At 63.1% G+C, this 17,352-nt stretch carries 16 protein-coding genes; 5 read left to right on the top strand and 11 right to left on the bottom strand.

The genetic code is table 11. From position 1 onward, the window contains the following. Positions 1-16 precede the first annotated feature (16 nt). The 5 genes from KVU_RS14785 to KVU_RS14765 are packed head-to-tail and all read right to left on the bottom strand — an operon-like array spanning position 17 to position 5,120. Positions 17-1,072 carry an ABC transporter ATP-binding protein gene (locus KVU_RS14785; protein ID WP_013368567.1) on the bottom strand — a complete coding sequence of 352 codons (1,056 nt, stop codon included), beginning with the start codon at positions 1,070-1,072 and terminating at the stop codon, positions 17-19. 3 nt (positions 1,073-1,075) lie between these two features. Further along, positions 1,076-1,957, bottom strand: coding sequence for a carbohydrate ABC transporter permease (locus KVU_RS14780; RefSeq protein ID WP_013368566.1), 882 nt, complete (start codon positions 1,955-1,957; stop codon positions 1,076-1,078). Next, positions 1,954-2,844 carry a carbohydrate ABC transporter permease gene (locus tag KVU_RS14775; RefSeq protein ID WP_014538277.1) on the bottom strand — a complete coding sequence of 297 codons (891 nt, stop codon included), beginning with the start codon at positions 2,842-2,844 and terminating at the stop codon, positions 1,954-1,956. Before KVU_RS14775 ends, KVU_RS14780 begins: the two co-directional genes overlap by 4 nt. A 60-nt stretch (positions 2,845-2,904) precedes the next feature. Further along, a complete protein-coding gene (locus tag KVU_RS14770) occupies positions 2,905-4,134 on the bottom strand; it encodes an ABC transporter substrate-binding protein (RefSeq protein WP_013368564.1) in 1,230 nt (409 codons plus the stop codon). Positions 4,135-4,175: 41 nt separating this feature from the next. Continuing rightward, positions 4,176-5,120, bottom strand: coding sequence for a sugar phosphate isomerase/epimerase family protein (locus KVU_RS14765; protein WP_013368563.1), 945 nt, complete (start codon positions 5,118-5,120; stop codon positions 4,176-4,178). Between the two features lie 179 nt (positions 5,121-5,299). Here KVU_RS14765 and KVU_RS14760 point away from each other — a divergent pair, with 179 nt between their 5' ends. Beyond that, positions 5,300-6,385 (top strand): LacI family DNA-binding transcriptional regulator, encoded by a 1,086-nt coding sequence (locus KVU_RS14760; RefSeq protein ID WP_013368562.1) that lies wholly within the window; start codon positions 5,300-5,302, stop codon positions 6,383-6,385. Between the two features lies 1 nt (position 6,386). Here the strand turns inward: KVU_RS14760 and KVU_RS14755 are convergent, their stop codons facing one another. Further along, the gene (locus KVU_RS14755; protein ID WP_013368561.1) at positions 6,387-7,454 is read right to left on the bottom strand and encodes a ParB/RepB/Spo0J family partition protein; all 1,068 of its coding nucleotides are present in this window, start codon (positions 7,452-7,454) and stop codon (positions 6,387-6,389) included. A gap of 3 nt (positions 7,455-7,457) precedes the next feature. Continuing rightward, positions 7,458-8,855, bottom strand: coding sequence for an AAA family ATPase (locus KVU_RS14750; RefSeq protein WP_013368560.1), 1,398 nt, complete (start codon positions 8,853-8,855; stop codon positions 7,458-7,460). A gap of 515 nt (positions 8,856-9,370) precedes the next feature. Between KVU_RS14750 and KVU_RS14745 the strand changes: the two genes are divergently transcribed. Continuing rightward, positions 9,371-10,564, top strand: a complete 1,194-nt coding sequence (locus tag KVU_RS14745) for a replication initiation protein (RefSeq protein WP_013368559.1) — start codon at positions 9,371-9,373, stop codon at positions 10,562-10,564. Here the strand turns inward: KVU_RS14745 and KVU_RS14740 are convergent. Next, positions 10,561-10,836: a PepSY domain-containing protein gene (locus KVU_RS14740; RefSeq protein WP_014538276.1), complete on the bottom strand. Its 276-nt coding sequence runs from the start codon at positions 10,834-10,836 to the stop codon at positions 10,561-10,563. The genes KVU_RS14745 and KVU_RS14740 overlap by 4 nt on opposite strands. A gap of 114 nt (positions 10,837-10,950) precedes the next feature. Here KVU_RS14740 and KVU_RS14735 point away from each other — a divergent pair, with 114 nt between their 5' ends. The 3 genes from KVU_RS14735 to KVU_RS14725 are packed head-to-tail and all read left to right on the top strand — an operon-like array spanning position 10,951 to position 13,234. After that, positions 10,951-11,247, top strand: coding sequence for a PepSY domain-containing protein (locus tag KVU_RS14735; RefSeq protein ID WP_013368558.1), 297 nt, complete (start codon positions 10,951-10,953; stop codon positions 11,245-11,247). Beyond that, complete coding sequence (locus tag KVU_RS14730) at positions 11,247-11,909, top strand: response regulator transcription factor (RefSeq protein ID WP_013368557.1); 663 nt, start codon at positions 11,247-11,249, stop codon at positions 11,907-11,909. Before KVU_RS14735 ends, KVU_RS14730 begins: the two co-directional genes overlap by 1 nt. Beyond that, positions 11,906-13,234 (top strand): sensor histidine kinase, encoded by a 1,329-nt coding sequence (locus tag KVU_RS14725; protein WP_013368556.1) that lies wholly within the window; start codon positions 11,906-11,908, stop codon positions 13,232-13,234. The genes KVU_RS14730 and KVU_RS14725 overlap by 4 nt, the downstream gene beginning before the upstream one ends. Here the strand turns inward: KVU_RS14725 and uxaC are convergent. The 3 genes from uxaC to uxuA are packed head-to-tail and all read right to left on the bottom strand — an operon-like array spanning position 13,222 to position 17,318. After that, on the bottom strand, positions 13,222-14,628 hold the full coding sequence (gene uxaC / locus KVU_RS14720; RefSeq protein WP_013368555.1) for a glucuronate isomerase: 1,407 nt from the start codon (positions 14,626-14,628) through the stop codon (positions 13,222-13,224). The genes KVU_RS14725 and uxaC overlap by 13 nt on opposite strands. Continuing rightward, positions 14,625-16,100 carry a mannitol dehydrogenase family protein gene (locus tag KVU_RS14715; protein WP_014538275.1) on the bottom strand — a complete coding sequence of 492 codons (1,476 nt, stop codon included), beginning with the start codon at positions 16,098-16,100 and terminating at the stop codon, positions 14,625-14,627. The genes uxaC and KVU_RS14715 overlap by 4 nt, the downstream gene beginning before the upstream one ends. 24 nt (positions 16,101-16,124) lie before the next feature. Further along, the gene (gene uxuA / locus KVU_RS14710; protein WP_044008248.1) at positions 16,125-17,318 is read right to left on the bottom strand and encodes a mannonate dehydratase; all 1,194 of its coding nucleotides are present in this window, start codon (positions 17,316-17,318) and stop codon (positions 16,125-16,127) included. Positions 17,319-17,352: the final 34 nt, after the last annotated feature.

Genomic DNA, 17,352 nt, shown 5'->3' with positions numbered 1-17,352 from the left:
ACGTCCTAATTCTGGCTTAAAGCCGGTCGCCCTGCGCATCGAACAGCGAGGCATGGGCGGTGTCGAAAGTGGCGCCGATGGTTTGGCCGGGCTGCAAATCGCTATCGCCCATCACACGCAGCGACATTTGCTGACCGGCGCAATCGAACCAGACGACCGTATCGGCGCCCATCGGCTCGACCACCGTCACCGTGCCGGACAGCGTTGTGCCACCGGGGGTAATATGTTCGGGGCGGATGCCCAATGTCGCGGGACCTGCGGGCAAGCTGCGGCGAAGTGGCACCGACAGCGCGCCGCTGGTGAACTGGCCATCCGCGGTGATCTGGCCGCTGATGAAATTCATCGCGGGCGCACCGATAAAGCCCGCAACGAACAGGTTGGCGGGGCGGTGATAGACCTCGGCCGGGGTGGCAAGCTGCTGGATCACGCCGTCGCGCATGATGGCGATCCGATCAGCCAAGGTCATCGCCTCGGTCTGGTCGTGGGTGACATAGATCATGGTGTTGCCCAGCGATTGGTGCAGCTTTTTGATCTCGATCCGCAGCTCGTTACGCAGTTTGGCGTCCAAATTCGACAGCGGCTCGTCGAACAAGAACACATCCACCTCGCGCACCAGCGCGCGGCCGATGGCGACGCGCTGACGCTGGCCGCCCGATAGCTCGGCGGGTTTGCGGTGCAAGAGCTGGTCGAGGTGCAGCAGCTTCGAGGCATGTTCGAGGCGGCGGGCGATCTCGTCCTTGGCCATGCCTGCAACGCGCAGGCCAAAGGTCAGGTTCTTTTCGACGCTCATGCGCGGGTAAAGGGCATAGGATTGGAACACCATACCGATGCCGCGATCCTTGGGTTCAGCCCAGGTGACATTCTTGCCCGAGATATGGATCTGGCCGCCCGCGACATCGTTCAGCCCCGCAATGGCGTTCAGCAGCGTCGATTTTCCGCAGCCCGATGGCCCAAGCAGCACCAGAAATTCGCGCGGCGCGATTTCAAGGTTCAGGCCGTTGATGACGGTGGCATTGCCGTAGCGGATTTGCAGATCCTGCACCGAGACGGCCGAAGGGGTAATGGGGGTCATGGTCTATCCCTTGACTGCACCGGCGGCGATTCCACGCACGAACCAGCGACCGGAGAGGAAATAAATCGACAGCGGCACCAGCGCCGTCAGCATGGTCGCAGCCATATCGACGTTATAGGCGCGCGAGCCGGTGGTCGTATTGACGATATTGTTCAACTGCACCGTCATGGGCAGATTGTCGGGGCCGGCGAACACAAGGCCCAGCAGGAAGTCGTTCCAGATGCCGGTGAATTGCAGCATCGCGGCCACCACCACCATCGGGACGGACATCGGCAGCATGATCTCGAAAAAGATGCGCCAAAAGCCCGCGCCGTCGATCCGGGCGGCTTTGAACAGCTCGACCGGCAGGGTGATGAAATAGTTGCGAAACAGCAGCGTCACCAGCGGCAGGCCGAACAGCACATGCACCAGCACGATGCCCGGCAGGCTGTTATACAGCGAGACCGAAGCCAGCGCCCGCACCATCGGGTAAAGAAAGATCTGATAGGGCACGAGCGCCCCCGCCATCAGCAGCGCGAACAGGATCTTGCCGCCCTTTGGTTGCCAAAAGGACAGGGCATAGCCGTTCAGCGCGCCCAGCATGACCGAAATCGCAACCGCAGGCACGGTGATCTGGATCGAGTTCCAAAAGCCCGCCTGCACGCCGTTACAGATGGTGCCCGCGCAGGCCCCCGACCATGCCGTGGCCCAAGCTGAAAAGTTCAGGCTGGCGGGCAGGGCAAAGATGCGGGCAAGGCGGATTTCCTCGTCCGTTTTCAGCGAGGTGATCAGCATCACGAACAACGGCAGTGCGAAAAACGCCACCATCGAGATGAGGAACAGGTAAAGGCCGATGCGACCAATGGTGATTTTGCGCGGGGCGGGGCCGCTTTGGATAGGGCTCATAGCTGACCTGCGCGGCGTTTGGCGGTGATATAGGCGGCATAGCGGAACGGCGCGACGACCAGTACCACGGACAGCAGCAGAACGACCGCCGCTGCGGTGGCAAGGCCAAGGTTCTGGCGCTGGAACATATTATCCATGATGAATTTGGCGGGCACTTCGGTCGAGGAGCCGGGGCCCCCCTTGGTCAGCGCGATCACCAGATCATAGGTTTTGATCACCCCCATCGACAGCAATGTGGCGGCCGCGGCCATCGCCGGGCCAAGCTGCGGCAGGATGATCGACAGATAGACACGCCACACGGGGATGCCGTCGATACGGGCGGCGCGCCATTGCTCGGCGTCAATCCCGCGCATACCGGCCAGCGCCAGCACCATCACAAGGCCCGAACCTTGCCAGATACCCGCCAGCACCACGGCATAGATCGCCATCGTGCGGTTTGTCACCCAGTCAAAGCGGAAGTTTTCCCAGCCCATGCCTTGGAACGTCGGCTGAATGCCCAGCGTCGGGTTCATCAGCCACTGCCAGATCAGGCCCGTGACCACAAAGGACATGGCATAGGGATACAGGAACAGCGTGCGAAAGGCGCTTTCAAACCGGACGCGACGATCCAGCGCTGCGGCCAGCAAGAACCCCAGCACAAGGCAGCCAAACACGTAAAGCACGCCGAAAATCACCAGATTTTGCAGCGCGAGGTTCCATTTCGACGTGTCGAACAGCCGTTGGTACTGCGCAAAACCCGCCCAGTCCCAGCTGGGCAATAGCCGCGAATTGGTGAACGAGAGCGCGACCGTCCATGCCATCGTGCCCAGATAGACCACGATGACCGTCAGCCACGTCGGTGAAAGCGCCAATTGCGCAGCGCGAAGGCGCCATTTGCCAAATCGCATCGCCGATCCTTTGGAAAACAGGGCGGCCCGCCGTGCAGTTGCGCGGCGGGCCGGGGTTGATTAACGGCGGAAGATATCCGCAAGGTCCTCGGCCGCGGATGCCGCGTCATAGGACGGGTCAGCGAAATATTCGCCAACAAAATCCGTGAATTGGCCGACCATATCGGGGGTGACGGTGATCGCATGTTCGGGCACGAACAGGCCGTCGTTCATCATCGTCATCGCCTGCTGTGCGCAGACATCCAGCGCCGAGGTATCGACATCGGTGCGCACGGGGATCGAGCCTTTGGCCTGCGCGAAAGCAACCTGCACAGCAGGGTCGGTGGCGACCTCGGCCATCAGCAGTTGGGCCGCGTCCTGCGCCGCATCGCCGGTCTTCATCATCAAGAAGCCGTCCGCGACGAACAGCATACCGGTCGAGGCCGGCGCCAGCGCGCAGCCGTAATCCTGACCTGCAATCAGGCCCGCATTGGCGAATTCGCCCTTGGCCCAATCGCCCATGAACTGCACGCCCGCCTGGCCCTGAATGACCATATTGGTCGCATCATTCCAGTTGCGGCCCGCCGCGCCCGCATCCACATAATCACGCAGGCGGCCAAAGATCTCCAGCGCAGTGACGATGGCGTCCGAGGTCAGAACCGCCTCGTCGCCCTCTTGGAAGATTTTCAGGAAGTCTTCGTTGCCGACTTGCGACAGCAGCACCATGTTGAAAACCTTGGCCTCTTGCCAGGCTTGGCCGCCCCAGGCGATCGGCGTGATGCCAGCGGCTTGCAGCGTGTCCATCGCGGCAAAGAATTCGTCCCATGTGGTTGGCGCGGCGGTAATGCCGTTCGCTTCGAACACCGGCATCGAATAGAACATCCAGCTTTCGCCGTGGATGCCGACGGGGGCGAGGAAAATTTCCCCATTATACGAGATCGAATCGAGCACCGACGGCGCCATGACGCCCGCCCAGTTCTGCGCATCGGCGACGGATTGCAGGCTATTGGCCAGACCGGATTCGACCAGCTCGGCCGCGTCCAAGCCCAGCACCGACTGGCGCACGGTGGGCGGATCGCCCGCGATGACTCGGTTCTGGAACGCTGCATTCGCGTTTTCAAAACCGGCGATCGAGGCGGTTTCCCATGTGCCGCCGCGCGCTTCGAATTCGGTGCGGATCGCCTCGACCGCAAGGGCCTCGCCGCCCGATGTCCACGAGGTAAAGACCTCGGCCGGCAGGTCCTGTGCACGCGCGAGGCTGGCCGACAGGGCCAGTGCGGATGCGGCGATCAGCAGTGTATTGGTTTTCATTCGTCTCTCCTGTTGGGCTGCCCGTTCGGGGCGGTTTTTACTTATGAAAGGGTCGGCAAAAGCGATTGGCGCACCAATGTCAGGCCCTGCGCGATATCGGCGACGGGATTGGCCGAGGCGTCGAGCTCCAAAATCGCCCAACCCCGGAAGTCGCGCCGCTGCAGCAGACGCGCCCAGGCGGGCCAATCGACGCGGCCGGTGCCCAGCGGGCAGAACCACGGGCGGTGCGCATCGTGGATATGCTGGTCGATCACCGTATCGCGCGGCATCGGGCCAAGGGCGTCTTTCCAATGGGCGATGATCATGCGGTCGTGGTGGCGGTCGACCAATTGGACCGGATCGCCGCCCGCCAGAATGATATGCGCGGTATCGGGGCACAGATGGACATAGGCCGGATCGGTCAGCAGCAGCATCAGATCGACATCGCGGGGCGCGGCGAACAGGGAATGCGCCTCGGTATGCAGGGCAAGCCTGACGCCATATTGCGAGATGGCGGCCCCGAGGCGGTTGAGAAAGCCTGCGATCTTATCCGCCTGCGCCAGATCAAAGAACTGCGCGGAGCGAGTTTCGGGACTGGCGCGCAGGGGCAGGCCAACCACCATGATATCGGCACCGCAGGCGGCAAGGAATTGGGCATAGCTTTCGGCGCGGGCGGTCAGATGTGCCTCGACCGCGGGGTCGGTGATATCGCCGGCGGGCTCCATCTCGGCGAAAAAGCCGCTGCAGATTTGCAGGCCGCGCGATTGCACCTCGTGTTGAAAGGCCTCGCGGGTGCCAAAGGCGCGGATCGCACCCTCCCACGACAGGGGGGCAAAGGTCAGCTCGATCCCGGTGACGCCAGCGGCCTGCGCGGCATCCAGCAGCTTTGTCCAAAAGGCGGTCGGGTCAGCCTCGGCCAATGTCAGGATGTCATCATGGGTCGATACGCCCCAAAAACCGGGGTGAAAGAACGTGATCAGATCGACACCAAAGTTCAGCCGCTGCATCGGGCACCTTTCGCGTAAGAGACCGGCATCTGCGCCGAATCTATATTGGCAAACGTTTGCCATTCTTACGCAAACGTTTGCCAAGCACGCAATCATTGCGTTACATAAGATTGTTCCGGTCGGTGCCCCGCCAAGGATCGGGCATTTATTTGCCTAATTTCTGTGCGCATGAGGCCGTGATGGATCAAGATCACCCACAGTCGACCCTTGAAAGCGGTGCCGAGACCGGCACCGTTCTGATGCGCGATGTGGCCGAGCTGGCGGGGGTCGCCATCTCGACCGTCAGCCGGGCGCTGACACAGCCGGATCGGGTCAGCAAAAAGACCCGGGACCGGATTATGGCCGCGGCGGCGCAGATCGGCTATACGCCCAATGCCGTTGCGCAGAACCTGCGCCGGGGCAGCTCGCGCATGATGATGATCGTGTTGCCGGGGCCGCTGATGGGGGGCGCATCGCAAATCGTTCCCGCCGTGCTAGAGGGCGTCGCCGCCGCACTGACCGCCGAAGGATTCAATCTGATGGTCGCCAACCTTGATCGCAGCGAAGCGGTCGAGCGGCATATTCTGGACCTGGCCTATGGCGGTACGATTGCGGGGGCGCTGACGCTGGCCTCGTTCCTGCCGGCACAGGGGGCGCGCAGCCTGACCGCAGCAGGTCTGCCACTGGTCGGGATCTTGCAAGATGTATCGGATCAAGGCGTGCCAAGCGTGGTGACCAACGACCGCGCCGCGATGGCGGCGGCAGTGCAGCAATTGCTGGATCTGGGTCATCGCCGCTTTATGTATATCGCCGCGCCGCCCGGCAACTACCACGAATACCAGCGCTTTGGCGGCGTGCTGGACGCGCTGCGCGAGGCAGGGCTGGACGCCCGCGCGGTCACACGGGTCGAGGCGGGCGATAGTTTCCTGATGGGGCTGCAAGCGGGCGCCATCGCGGCAGAGCGCTTTGCCGCCATGGCGCCGCAGGGCCGTCCCACCGCCATTTTGGGCAGCTCGGATGATGCCGCCATCGCCTTTATCGGCGCGGCCGCGCGCCTTGGGCTGCGGGTGCCGGAGGATGTCTCGGTCGTGGGGTTTGACGGATCGGCGGTCGGCGCGCATACCATTCCGCCCCTGACCACCATCGCCCAGCCCGCGCGCGCGATGGGCGAGCGCGCCGCCTATATGTTGCTGGAACAGGCGCGCGGCGGCGCGCTGCCGCCGCTGGTCACGCTGGATAGCCGGTTGATCCTGCGCGGCAGCATTGCGGCGGCGCCCGCCATCTAGATCAGCGGTCCAGCACCCGTCCGATTTCGCGCAGGATCTGGTCGATCATCTCTTGGCTGACGGTGCGCCCGCCCTCAAGCCGGATGGTCCAACCATTTTGGCCCATCTGGGTTTTGACGGTATGGCCCGAGGGCAGCACCAATCCCTGTCCTTCGTCCTTGCGTGGCCGCCCGCCTTTGCGGCTATCGGTGGCGGGCGTGTCGGCGTGATCCAGCAGCGCGGCGATCAAACGGGCCTCATCCTCGGCACTTGCGGCGACGCGGCTGCCGATCGCGTCGCGCAGGCGCGCCTCGCCGCCATCGCGCAGGATCTGCGCCAGACGGAGCCCCTCGCGCTCCTTGATCTGATCGGGAAAGCGCAGAAGGTCGCCGAGTTCCTCGAATATCAGCGCGAACGAACGGATCTTTGACCGCTTTGCCTTTGACGCGACGGGGAACAGGGCGTTCACCGCAGCCTCGACATTGGTAAAGGCGCCCTGCTGTGCGGCGATTACGGCGATGCGGCCACGCTCGTAATGGCTGAGGTTCGAGCGGATCTCGTTCTCTTCGACCATCGCGGCAAATGTGCCGCCCATAGCGGCGGGGTCGCGCAGTACGGCCTTGATCTGGTCATAAGCGGGGTCGCGGTGGCGCGCTTGCAACGCGCGCAGCGCCATCAGGCGGCGATAGCCGGACAGCAGGCCATATCCGCCGCCCTCCAGCGGAAAAACCTCGACCGGCAGGCGCAGGCCGTTCTTTGCGATCGAGGATTGCAGCTCGTCCAGCTCGTCCGCGTCCAACGCCACGCGGTCGCGCACCAGCACATCGGCGTCGATCTGATCCAGCGGCAGCTCGATCATCACCAGGCCCTTGTCCTGCGCGATGCGCAAGGCCGCCGCATCAACGCGGTCGCGGGCGGCGGTGATGCGGTCGTCAACACTCAGCGCAGAGCCTGCGGCGGCGGCCTCGGCCGCGACCTGGGCGATGGGGACGGCGGGGCGCGCGGCGGTGGGGCGGCTTTGGGAAAACTCAGCCTCGATCCGTTGCAGCTCTTCGCTGCTTGGCATGCCAAGGGTGCGGCGTTTGGCCATGGCTTACTCCTTTTGCGCGCGGGCCATCTGCTGGTCGCGCCACCAGGTGCCCAAAATCACTTCTTTCACCTCTGCCCAGGTGCGGTCGAATGTCTCGCGCCCGCGCACATAGGTGTCGCGGTTGAAATCGCGATAGTCGATCTCGTAAATGCCCGAGACTTGCTCGCCCGCTTGGCCGACCATCACCGTCATTTCCTGCCGGTAGGTGGTCATGAAGTCGCCAAAATAGGCCTGAATGATATTGCCAAGGTCGGTCTGCTGCGCCGGGTCGAACCGCGTCACCAGCGCCCGCACAGCGTCCCATTCAAAGCGCATCTCGGGCAGGCCATCGGCGCGGCGGTTGCGGTTCTCGCCCTCCTCGATCGAGGCGAAGGTGGAATAGATCATGTCGAAAAAGCGGCCGGTCGAGTCGAATTCAAGAAAGCTCGCGCCCAAAGGCACCAGCAGAATATCCGCCGCCGCCAGCGCGTTGATCGTCAGATACCCCAGCGCAGGCGGTGTATCGAGCAAGATGATATCATAATCATCCAAGAAACCGCCCTCTTGCAGCGCATTGGTCAACGCATCCCACAGCGCCCAAGACCGCAGTTGCATCCGCCAGACCGGCACCTGAAACTCGGCCCAATAGAGGTTCAATTGCGCGCCGATCAGGTCGATATTCGGCCAATGGGTGCGTTTCACAAGGTTTCGCGGCGAAACCTTGAGCGCCTCGGCCAGCGTCTCGTCGAACGGATGCGGGGTCAAGCCCTGCGCGGCGCGGATATGGTTCTCTTCTTGCAAGCGCAGGGCATAGTCGCGGGCGATCAGGGGAAAGACGGTTTCCCATTCATCCTCGATCTGGCAGCCCATGATCGAGGTCATCGAGCCCTGGCTATCAAGGTCGATCACCAGCACGCGGTAACCATCCAGCGCGGCGGACATGGCCAGATGCGCGGCGGTGCTGGTTTTGCCAACGCCCCCTTTGAAATTGGCGACGGCGACGACTTTGGCGGGCAGACCTTCGGGGCGCCACGCCTTGTATTCGCGGTCTTTTGCGCCTTCTTTCGCGAAATGGTCGCGCAGGATCAGCACATCATCCAAGGTGAACCATTTCGAGCCCGCCTCGCCCTCGCCCTGAGGCAGATCGGGGTTTTGGCGCAAGACGCGCCGCAAATGGGCCGAGTTCACCGGCAGCAGATATTTGCAGACTTCCCAGGTCGAAAACTTGCGCAGGCGCTTTTGCCCATCGGGGGCATAGCCGCGCCGCGCCAGATCATCGCGGCCGCGCGCGGCAAAGGTCGCCGCCTTGGCAAAACGCGCGGTGTCGATGGGCTGCGCAAGTTTTGCAGCAGCGCGTTCAGGATCAATATTGTAATAAGGCGGCAGCCCGGCTTTGGCTGAGGGTGGAGGGGGTTTTGCCATGTGAACGCCCTTGTCCGCTATTCCTAAGGATATCGCCCAATATATGGCACATCACGCGACAAAAAGGAAATACGCTGAAGCCAAGCAATATCCATAAAAAGCAGCAGCGTTTGTTTGAGAATATTTAGAATCTTTAAGAGTCTTTACGGTCAAATTATGCGCGTGATTTCAGACGCATAGATAGTATTAGGTGCCAATATACAGGGGCAGTGGTGCCAGAATACGGGATATAAGGTGCCCTATTGCGGGGTAAAGGGCGCCGATTCGCAGGGAAACCGGGTGGGCCTGCCCGTGGAACAAGCGATTTCTGCCCGTTTTGCGGCTATTTTCACGACATAGCGGCAATCTGCGCGAATCCGGCAAAGCGTGCCCCTGTATTTGGATACCTTTCCTGCAACGTGCGTTGCGTTAAGTATCCGTATACGGGACGCGCATATAGGTTTCCGCAAAAGGATTGTCTCTGGGAACCTTTTGTCACATCAATAGGGAAGGCGATTCCTTTGAGAGCGGAACAGATGGCACGCGGCGAGATCGCAGATATTCCAAAGGATCAGTTGACGGGCCCGCTGCGGCGCGGCGAGGTGAAAAAGCACGTCGCGGCGATTCATATTTCGGGGAAATTGTCGCTGCTGCAGCGCAAGCTGTCGAATGTGCTGCTGCTGAACGCCTATGACACGCTGACCACGGCGACGCGCCACCAGATTGATGCGCGCACGTTGTGCATGATGATCGGCTATAATTCCAACGATATCGAGACGCTGAAAGCGGCGCTGCGCGGATTGGCCGAGACGGTCGCCGAATGGGACATGCTGGATGCCGAGGGGCAGCAGGAATGGGGCGTGTCGGCCATGCTGTCCTATGCGCGGCTGCGCGGCGGGGTCTGCGAATATGCCTATTCGCCCGCGCTGGCGGAAAAGCTGAACGACCCCAAGGTTTTCGCGCTGATCAATCTGAACATTCAGCGGCGGTTCAATTCGGGCCATGCGCTGGCGCTTTATGAGAACTGCTATCGGTTCGTGCGCACGGGATCGACCGGCTGGTGGTCGATTGATCTGTTCCGGCGGCTGATGGGGGTGGCGGACAGCCCCTATTATGACGAGTTCAAGCATCTGAACGCCAAGATCATCAAGCCCGCCGTGGCCGAGGTGAACAAGACGTCCAATATCATCGTGACGCCCGATCTGCGCAAAATGGGCCGCACGGTGACCGAGATCCGGTTTTTGATTCAGGTGAACCCGCAGTTGTCGATCCTCGATCTGGATGACGGCGAGGGGCTGCGCAACACCGATACCTATGCACGGCTGCGCGGGCTTGGCGCGTCGGATCGCCTCGCACGGCAGTGGATCGCGGAATATGGGCAGGGCCATGTGCAGGAAAAGCTGGATTATGTCGCGGGCCAAAGCGATGTGCGCAACGCGGTCGGCTATCTGACCCGCATCTTGGCTGAGGGCGCACCGGCGTCCGAGTTTCGCAGCGAAACCCCGGCCAAGCCATTGACCGGCCGCGCGCGTCGGTTGGAGATCATTCGTGATCTGGCGGCCGCGCGCACGCCAACGCAGCGCGATGCCGACAAACGGCTATTCGTCGCGCGCCTAGATGGGGCGGCACGCGACGATTTTGAACGCCATGGCTGGATGTCCGCCCTCAATGCCGAGGCGATTGCCGCCTTTTGGCGTGACTTGGCACCCGAGGCGTTTGAGGCGGATTAATCGTCCCAACGCGGGCCTTGCAGGCGGTCGCCGGTGGCGGGGTCCAGATGCGCCTCGACGCGGAAGCCTTGGGCGTCGATCATTTTCACCTCATAGACGCCGTCGTCACGCTCGACTTCGTAAAGGGTATAGCCTTCGCCTTCCAGCTTTGCGGCAAGGGCGGCGACGCTCATCCATTGGCCGTCGGCTGGACGGGTTTGGGTTTGGGCAACGGCGGCACCCGCGCCAAGGATCAGGGCGGTGACTGCGGCATATTTCATCAGGGTTTTCATATCGTATCCTCTTGGGGTTGGTCGTGATACGAATCGATCTAGCATAAGCAGGCTGACGCCCGCCTGACGCGGCCTGTCAGGGAAAAGTCAGGGCGGATCGGGCATAAGGGGCGCATGAAACATCTAATCCTTCCCTTTGTGTGCCTGCTTGCGCTGCCGGCCGCTGCCGATAGTGACCAAGATCGCGCCCGCGACGCCCTGGCGCGCGGCGAGATCCTGCCCCTGTCGACCATCCTTGCGCGGATCGAGGCGGATGTTGCGGGCCGCGTGATCGAGGTGGATTACGATGAGGATGACGGTCGCTTCATTTACGAGATCGAGATGCTGCTGTTCGACGGGCGTCTGTTGGAGCTTGAGATCGATGCGCAGACCGGCGTTATCATCGATAGCGAATACGAGGATGACGACTGATGCGCGCCCTTTGTGTCGAGGATGATGCCGCCATTGCCGCCGATGTGGCGGCGGCGCTGACGCAGGCGGGCTTTCTGGTCGATCACGCGGCGGATGGCGAGGCGGCGTGGTTTCTGGGCGATACTGAGGAATACGATCTGATCGTGCTGGATTTGGGCTTGCCGCAACTGGACGGCATGACGGTGTTGCGCCGCTGGCGCGCGGGCGGGCGGGTGATGCCGGTGCTGATCCTGACCGCGCGCGGCACCTGGCAGGAACGCGTCGAGGGGATCGACGCGGGCGCGGATGATTATCTGCCAAAGCCGTTTCAGATGGCTGAACTTGTGTCGCGCGCGCGGGCGCTGGTGCGTCGCGCAGGCGGGCAGGCCGCGCCGCGCATCGCGGCAGGCGCGCTCGAGGTGGACACGACGCGGATGGAGGTGCGGCTGAACGGCGCGCAAGTCTTTGTTACTGCTTTGGAATATCGCATTTTGTCATTGCTGGCATTGAACCAGAGCCGCGCCGTGCCTGCGGTGGAACTGCTGGAACATCTTTACGGCGATGACGACACCAAAGAGGTGAATGCGCTAGAGGCCGCGATCGCGCGGCTGCGCCGCAAGCTTGGCCCCGGCATTTTGAATACGCGGCGCGGCTTTGGCTATTACCTGCAGACCGACGCATGAGGGCGATCTCGCTGGGTCTTCGGCTGGCGCTGTTGGGGCTGGTCTGCATTACGCTGGCGCTGGGGGTGGCTTTTGTCGGCCTGTCATCGCTGTTCAACAGCCATGTCGAACGCCGGGCCGAGGCCGAGCTGACCGTGCATTTCGATCAATTGCTGGGGGGGCTGACTGTGGCAGGCGCGGGCGTCACGGCTGGCGCGCCACTGTCTGATCCGCGATTTCAGCGGGTTTACGGCGGGCTCTATTGGCAGATTGATACTGCGGACGGGCAAAGCCGGTCACGCTCGTTATGGGATGGGGTGCTGGAAACGGGCAAGGGCACGGGGCCGTCCTTCACGCGCATCTCTGGCCCGCAGGGCGAGGATTTGTTGGCCCGCAGTCAACAGATCGCGCTGCCCGCCGCGTTGGGGGGCGGGGCGGCGCGGGTTGTGGTTGCGATGGATGCGGCCAGTATCGATGCAGCTGGGCAGGAATTCATCCGCGATATGCTGCCCTATCTGCTGGTGTTGGAACTGGTTCTGATCGCGGCGGGTGTGGCGCAGATTTACCTTGGGCTGCGGCCGTTGCAGGCGTTACGCACCCGCGTTGGGCATCTGCGGCGCGGTAAGGCGGCGCGGATGGGCGCTGGTTGGCCGTCCGAGGTTCAGCCCCTGGCGGCCGAGGTGGATGCGCTGCTGGACCAGCATGAGCAAGAGGTGCGCCTTGCGCAGCATCGTGCCAGCGACCTTGCGCATGGGTTGAAAACCCCGTTGCAGGCGCTGCTGGGCGAGGCCGCGCGTCTGGATGCCAGCGGCCAAGGGCAAGCCGCCCGCAGCATCAATGATCTGGTGGCGCGGATGCGGCGTCAGGTTGATTTCGAACTGATGCGCACCCGTGCACAGCGCGGCACAAGCGATCTGCGCAAGGTCGCGCAGGGCGTGCTGTCAGTGCTGGCCCGCGTGCCCGAGGCCGAGACTTTGGTGTTGGAAAATACAATCCCTGCAGATCTGACCGTTGCCCTGCCGCCCGAGGAGCTGGCCGAACTGCTGGGCGCGATCACCGAAAACGCCGTGCGCCATGCTGCGGCCGAGGTTTTGCTGCAGGCCAAAGCGGTGGGCGATCAGATCGCCATTACCATCTGCGACGACGGCCCCGGCCTGCCCGACGATCAGCGCGAACGTCTGCTGTCACGCGGCGCGCGGCTGGATGAAAGCGGCGAGGGCAGCGGCCTTGGCCTTGCCATCGCCCAAAGCATTATCGCGCGCCGGGGCGGCAGGCTGGATCTGTCGAACCGCCCGGGTGGCGGGCTATCTGTGCGCCTGACCTTGCCAATCCGTCAAAGCCGATAGGTTTTCTTGGCAAGGCCATAGGTCAGATCCTGCATCAGCCCCGCCGCCTCATCCAGATCCAGCCGGTGGTCGGCCACCAGATCGGCAAGGAAAGCCGCATCGACACGGCGGGCGACGTCATGGCGCGCGGGGATCGAGGGGAAGGCGCGGGTGTCGTCGTTAAAGCCGACGGTATTATAAAAACCGGCGGTCTCTGTGACCATCTGGCGATAGCGGCGCATCCCCTCGGCACTGTCGTGGAACCACCATGCCGGGCCAAGGCGCAGCGCGGGATAGGCACCCGCCAGGGGCGCGAGTTCCCGCGTGTAGTTGCTTTCGTCCAATGTAAACAGGATGATAGTCACCGAGGGATCAAGGCCGACCACATCCAGCAACGGCTGCAGCTCCGCCGTGAATGATGCGCGCGCGGGAATATCAAACCCTTTGTCGCGGCCAAAGCGCTGGAAAATCCCCGCAGCATGATTGCGCGATGAGCCGACATGCAATTGCATCACCAGCCCGTCGTCGCGGCTCATCTTGGCCATCTCGGTCAGCATCTGGGCGCGCAGCAGCGCGCGGTCAGCGGCGTCAGCGCGTCCCGTGCGGATACGGCCATACAGCGCGGCGGCACTGGCTGCATCCAGATTGGCGGTTTGCGCGCTGGGGTGGCCGTGGTCGGATGCGGTTGCGCCATGGGTTTTGAAAAAGGCGCGGCGGGCGCGGTGAGCGTCCAGATAGCCCTGCCATGTGCCGGTGTCACAGCCGGTCAGATCGCCGAATGTATCAAGGTTTGCGGCAAAGCCCTCGAAATCGGGATCGGTCACGGAATCGGGGCGATAGGTGGTGACAACGCGACCGTTCCAACCGCTGTCCTTGATCATCTGGTGCCAGCGCAGATCATCCAGCGCGCTCTCAGTCGTCGAGATCACCTCGATATTAAAGCGCTGGAACAGGGCGCGCGGGCGAAATTCCGGCTGGGTCAGGCTTTCGTTGATCGTGTCGAAGTAAAGGTCGGCATTCGCGGGGGTCAGGCGGTCCTGCATCCCGAACAGCGTCTGAAAGGTGTGATCCATCCACAGCCGCGTCGGCGTGCCCGCGAACAGGTGGTAATGCGCTGCGAAGAGCTGCCAGATTTTGCGCGGATCGCGGGCGTATGCGCCGCCGTCCAGCGGTGCGACGCCCAGATCCTCAAGCTTGACGCCTTGGCTGACCAGCATCCGCAGCACGTAATGGTCAGGCACCAGCAGCAGGTCCGAGGCGTTGGTAAAGGCCGCATCCTCGGCATACCAGCGCGGGTCGGTATGGCCGTGCGGGCTGATGATCGGCACGTTCTGCACCGATTGGAACAGATCGCGTGCGATATCGCGGCTGGCGGGATTGGCAGGGAACAGGCGGTCGGGATGCAGCAGGCTCATGCATTTGCCCCTTTCAAAGCGTATTGGATCGCGGCGGCGGGGCCGCCTTCGATGATGCGGGCGACATGGGGGGCGGTCTGCGGGATCAGATCGCGCAGAAAATCATCCATCGGCCCGAAAATCTGGGTGAGGCCAAGGACGCGCGCGGTTGCCTGCGCAGGCGATTGGCCTTGTGCGGCGGTTTGCAGCAGCGCGGCCTGCGGATCGGCGATCGTATCGCCGCGCTGCATCATATAGGCGATCCAACCGGCAAGACTGAGGGTCAACAGCGGCGAGGCCAGACCTTTGCCCGCGCGCGCCCGCAGCGGCGCGATAATGCGCTGCGGCAGTTTTTGGCTGCCATCCATCGCGATCTGGGCCGTGCGGTGGTGCAGGCTGGGGTTCGCGAACCGTGCCACCAGCGCGGCGCAGTAATCACCCAGGTCGATTCCGGGCACATCCAGCGTCGGGCGGATTTCATCTGCCATCATGCGGGGGATCATCGCACCCAGCAGCGGATCGCGGATCGCCTGCGCGACCTCCTCGTGACCCAAAAGCTGCCCCAGATAGGCGAGGGTCGAGTGGCTGCCGTTCAGCAAGCGCAGTTTCATCAACTCGAACGGGGCGACATCGGCGACCAGCTGCGCGCCGGCCCTGTCAAAGGCGGGGCGACCGGCGGCGAAGTGATCCTCGATCACCCATTGATGAAAGGGTTCGGTCACGATGGGCCAGGCGTCCTCCACCCCAAGGCGGGCGGCGATGGCGGCGCGGTCGGCATCGGTGGTGGCGGGCACGATGCGGTCGACCATGGTCGAGGGGAAGGTGACATGCGCCGCGATCCAATCGGCCAAAGCAGGGTCAACCCGCCGCGCAAATCCGGTAATAGCGGCGCGGGCAATCTCGCCATTGCCTTGCAGGTTGTCGCAGGACAGGACGGTGACAGGCCCCGCGCCGCCCGCGCGCCGCGCGGCAAGGGCGGCGGTGATGACGCCCGGCACCGAGCGAGGGGAGGCGGGGTTTTGCAGATCCGCCACCACATCGGGGTGATCGGCGCGCAATGCGCCGCTGGCGGGATCGTGGCAATAGCCTTTTTCGGTCACGGTCAGGGAAAAGATGCGAATCTCGGGCGCGGCCATGCGGGCGATCAGCGGAGCGACATCCGCTGAGGCGTCGATAATCTCGCGGATGGCACCGATGATGCGCAACTGCTCGCCCGCGCCATCGCGGGCCGAGACGGTATAAAGCCCGTCCTGCGGCTCGAGCGCGACCTTCGTGTCGGGGCGGCGCAGGCTGGCGCCGATAATGCCCCAATGGGGATCATCCGCCAGCAGCGTATCGACATAAACCGCCATATGGCCGCGATGAAATGCGCCGATGCCCAGATGGACGATGCCGTTTGTCACCTGCGCCCGGTCGTATCCGGGCACCGCAATATCTGCGGGCAGGGCGCCCGGCCCTTTTGAACTTAGCCCCTTTGCACTTAACCGTTCCATATTCCCCCCTCCGTCTGCCCGCGATCAGGCCAAAGCGTGCATGACGCCGCGCAGCTCGGCCATGCCTTTCAGGCGACCCACCGCAGGATAACCGGCGCGCGCCCCCCGCGCGGCATCGGTCAATAGATCTTGGCCGTGATCGGGGCGGAAGGGAATCTGCCAATCGCTGCGACCGGCCGTTTGGCGCTGTTTTTGCTGCGCCAGCAGCGCGCGCACCACCGCGACCATATCGACATCGCCGCCCAGATGGGTGTCTTCCAGAAATCCGGTCGGCACGCCCGCGCGGTGGCGGGTGACATTGCGCAGGTGGACAAAGGAAATCCGGTGCCCCAGCCGTTCGACAAATCCCGGCAGATCCACATCATCGCGCGACCCAAGCGAGCCGGTGCAAAAGGTGATCCCGTTCGCGGGGCTATCGACGGCCTCGATCATCAGGCGATAGTCTTCCTCGGTCGAGGCAACTTTGGGCAGACCCAGCAGCGAAAAGGGCGGATCATCGGGGTGACAGCACAGGCGCAGACCCAGCCTTTCAGCATGGGGGACGACTTCTTGCAGGAAATCAACCAGATGGCGGCGCAGGCCCGCATTCGACATGCCGGCATATTGCGTCAACTGCTGGCGCAATGTGTCGACCGTCCAGGATTCCATCGCGCCCGCAAGGCCCGCCACAATCGCATCGGCCAGCGCCGCGCGCTGGGTGTCATTCATCGCGGCGCCGATTTTGGCCGCATCCGCCAGCACATCGGCGGGATAATCGCCCGCGGCCCCATCGCGGCGCAGGATATCAGTGTCGAAATAGGCGAATTCCGCCAGATCGAACATCATCGCCGTGCCGCCGTTGTCCAGCACATGCCGATGCGCGGTGCGCGTCCAATCCAGGATCGGCATAAAGTTATAGCAGACGACCTCCAGCCCCTCGGCCGCAAGGTGTTCAAGGCTGGTCTTCCAATTCGCGATATCTTCGCGCCAGCGGCCGGTCTGGGTCTTGATCGCCTCGGTCACGGGCAGGCTTTCGACCACATCCCATGTCAGGCCGGTTGCGCTGCCATCGGGGTTGGTTTGCACGTTTTGTTTCAGCGCGCGAATGGCATCACGCGTCCAAACTTCGCCGGGGGTGATGTGATAAAGGGATGTGACGATCCCCTCGGCCTCGGCCTGGCGGGCGTCTTGCAGGGTGACTTTGTCCTCGGGCCCGAACCAGCGCCACGTTTGACGCATCAGTGTCTTTTGCACGTCGATCTCCTTAGCTTGG

The organism is Ketogulonicigenium vulgare WSH-001, from assembly GCF_000223375.1.
Classification (GTDB): Bacteria; Pseudomonadota; Alphaproteobacteria; order Rhodobacterales; family Rhodobacteraceae; genus Ketogulonicigenium; species Ketogulonicigenium vulgare.
Note: the sequence above shows the minus strand (reverse complement) of the source record. Positions and strands in the feature narration are given on the sequence as shown.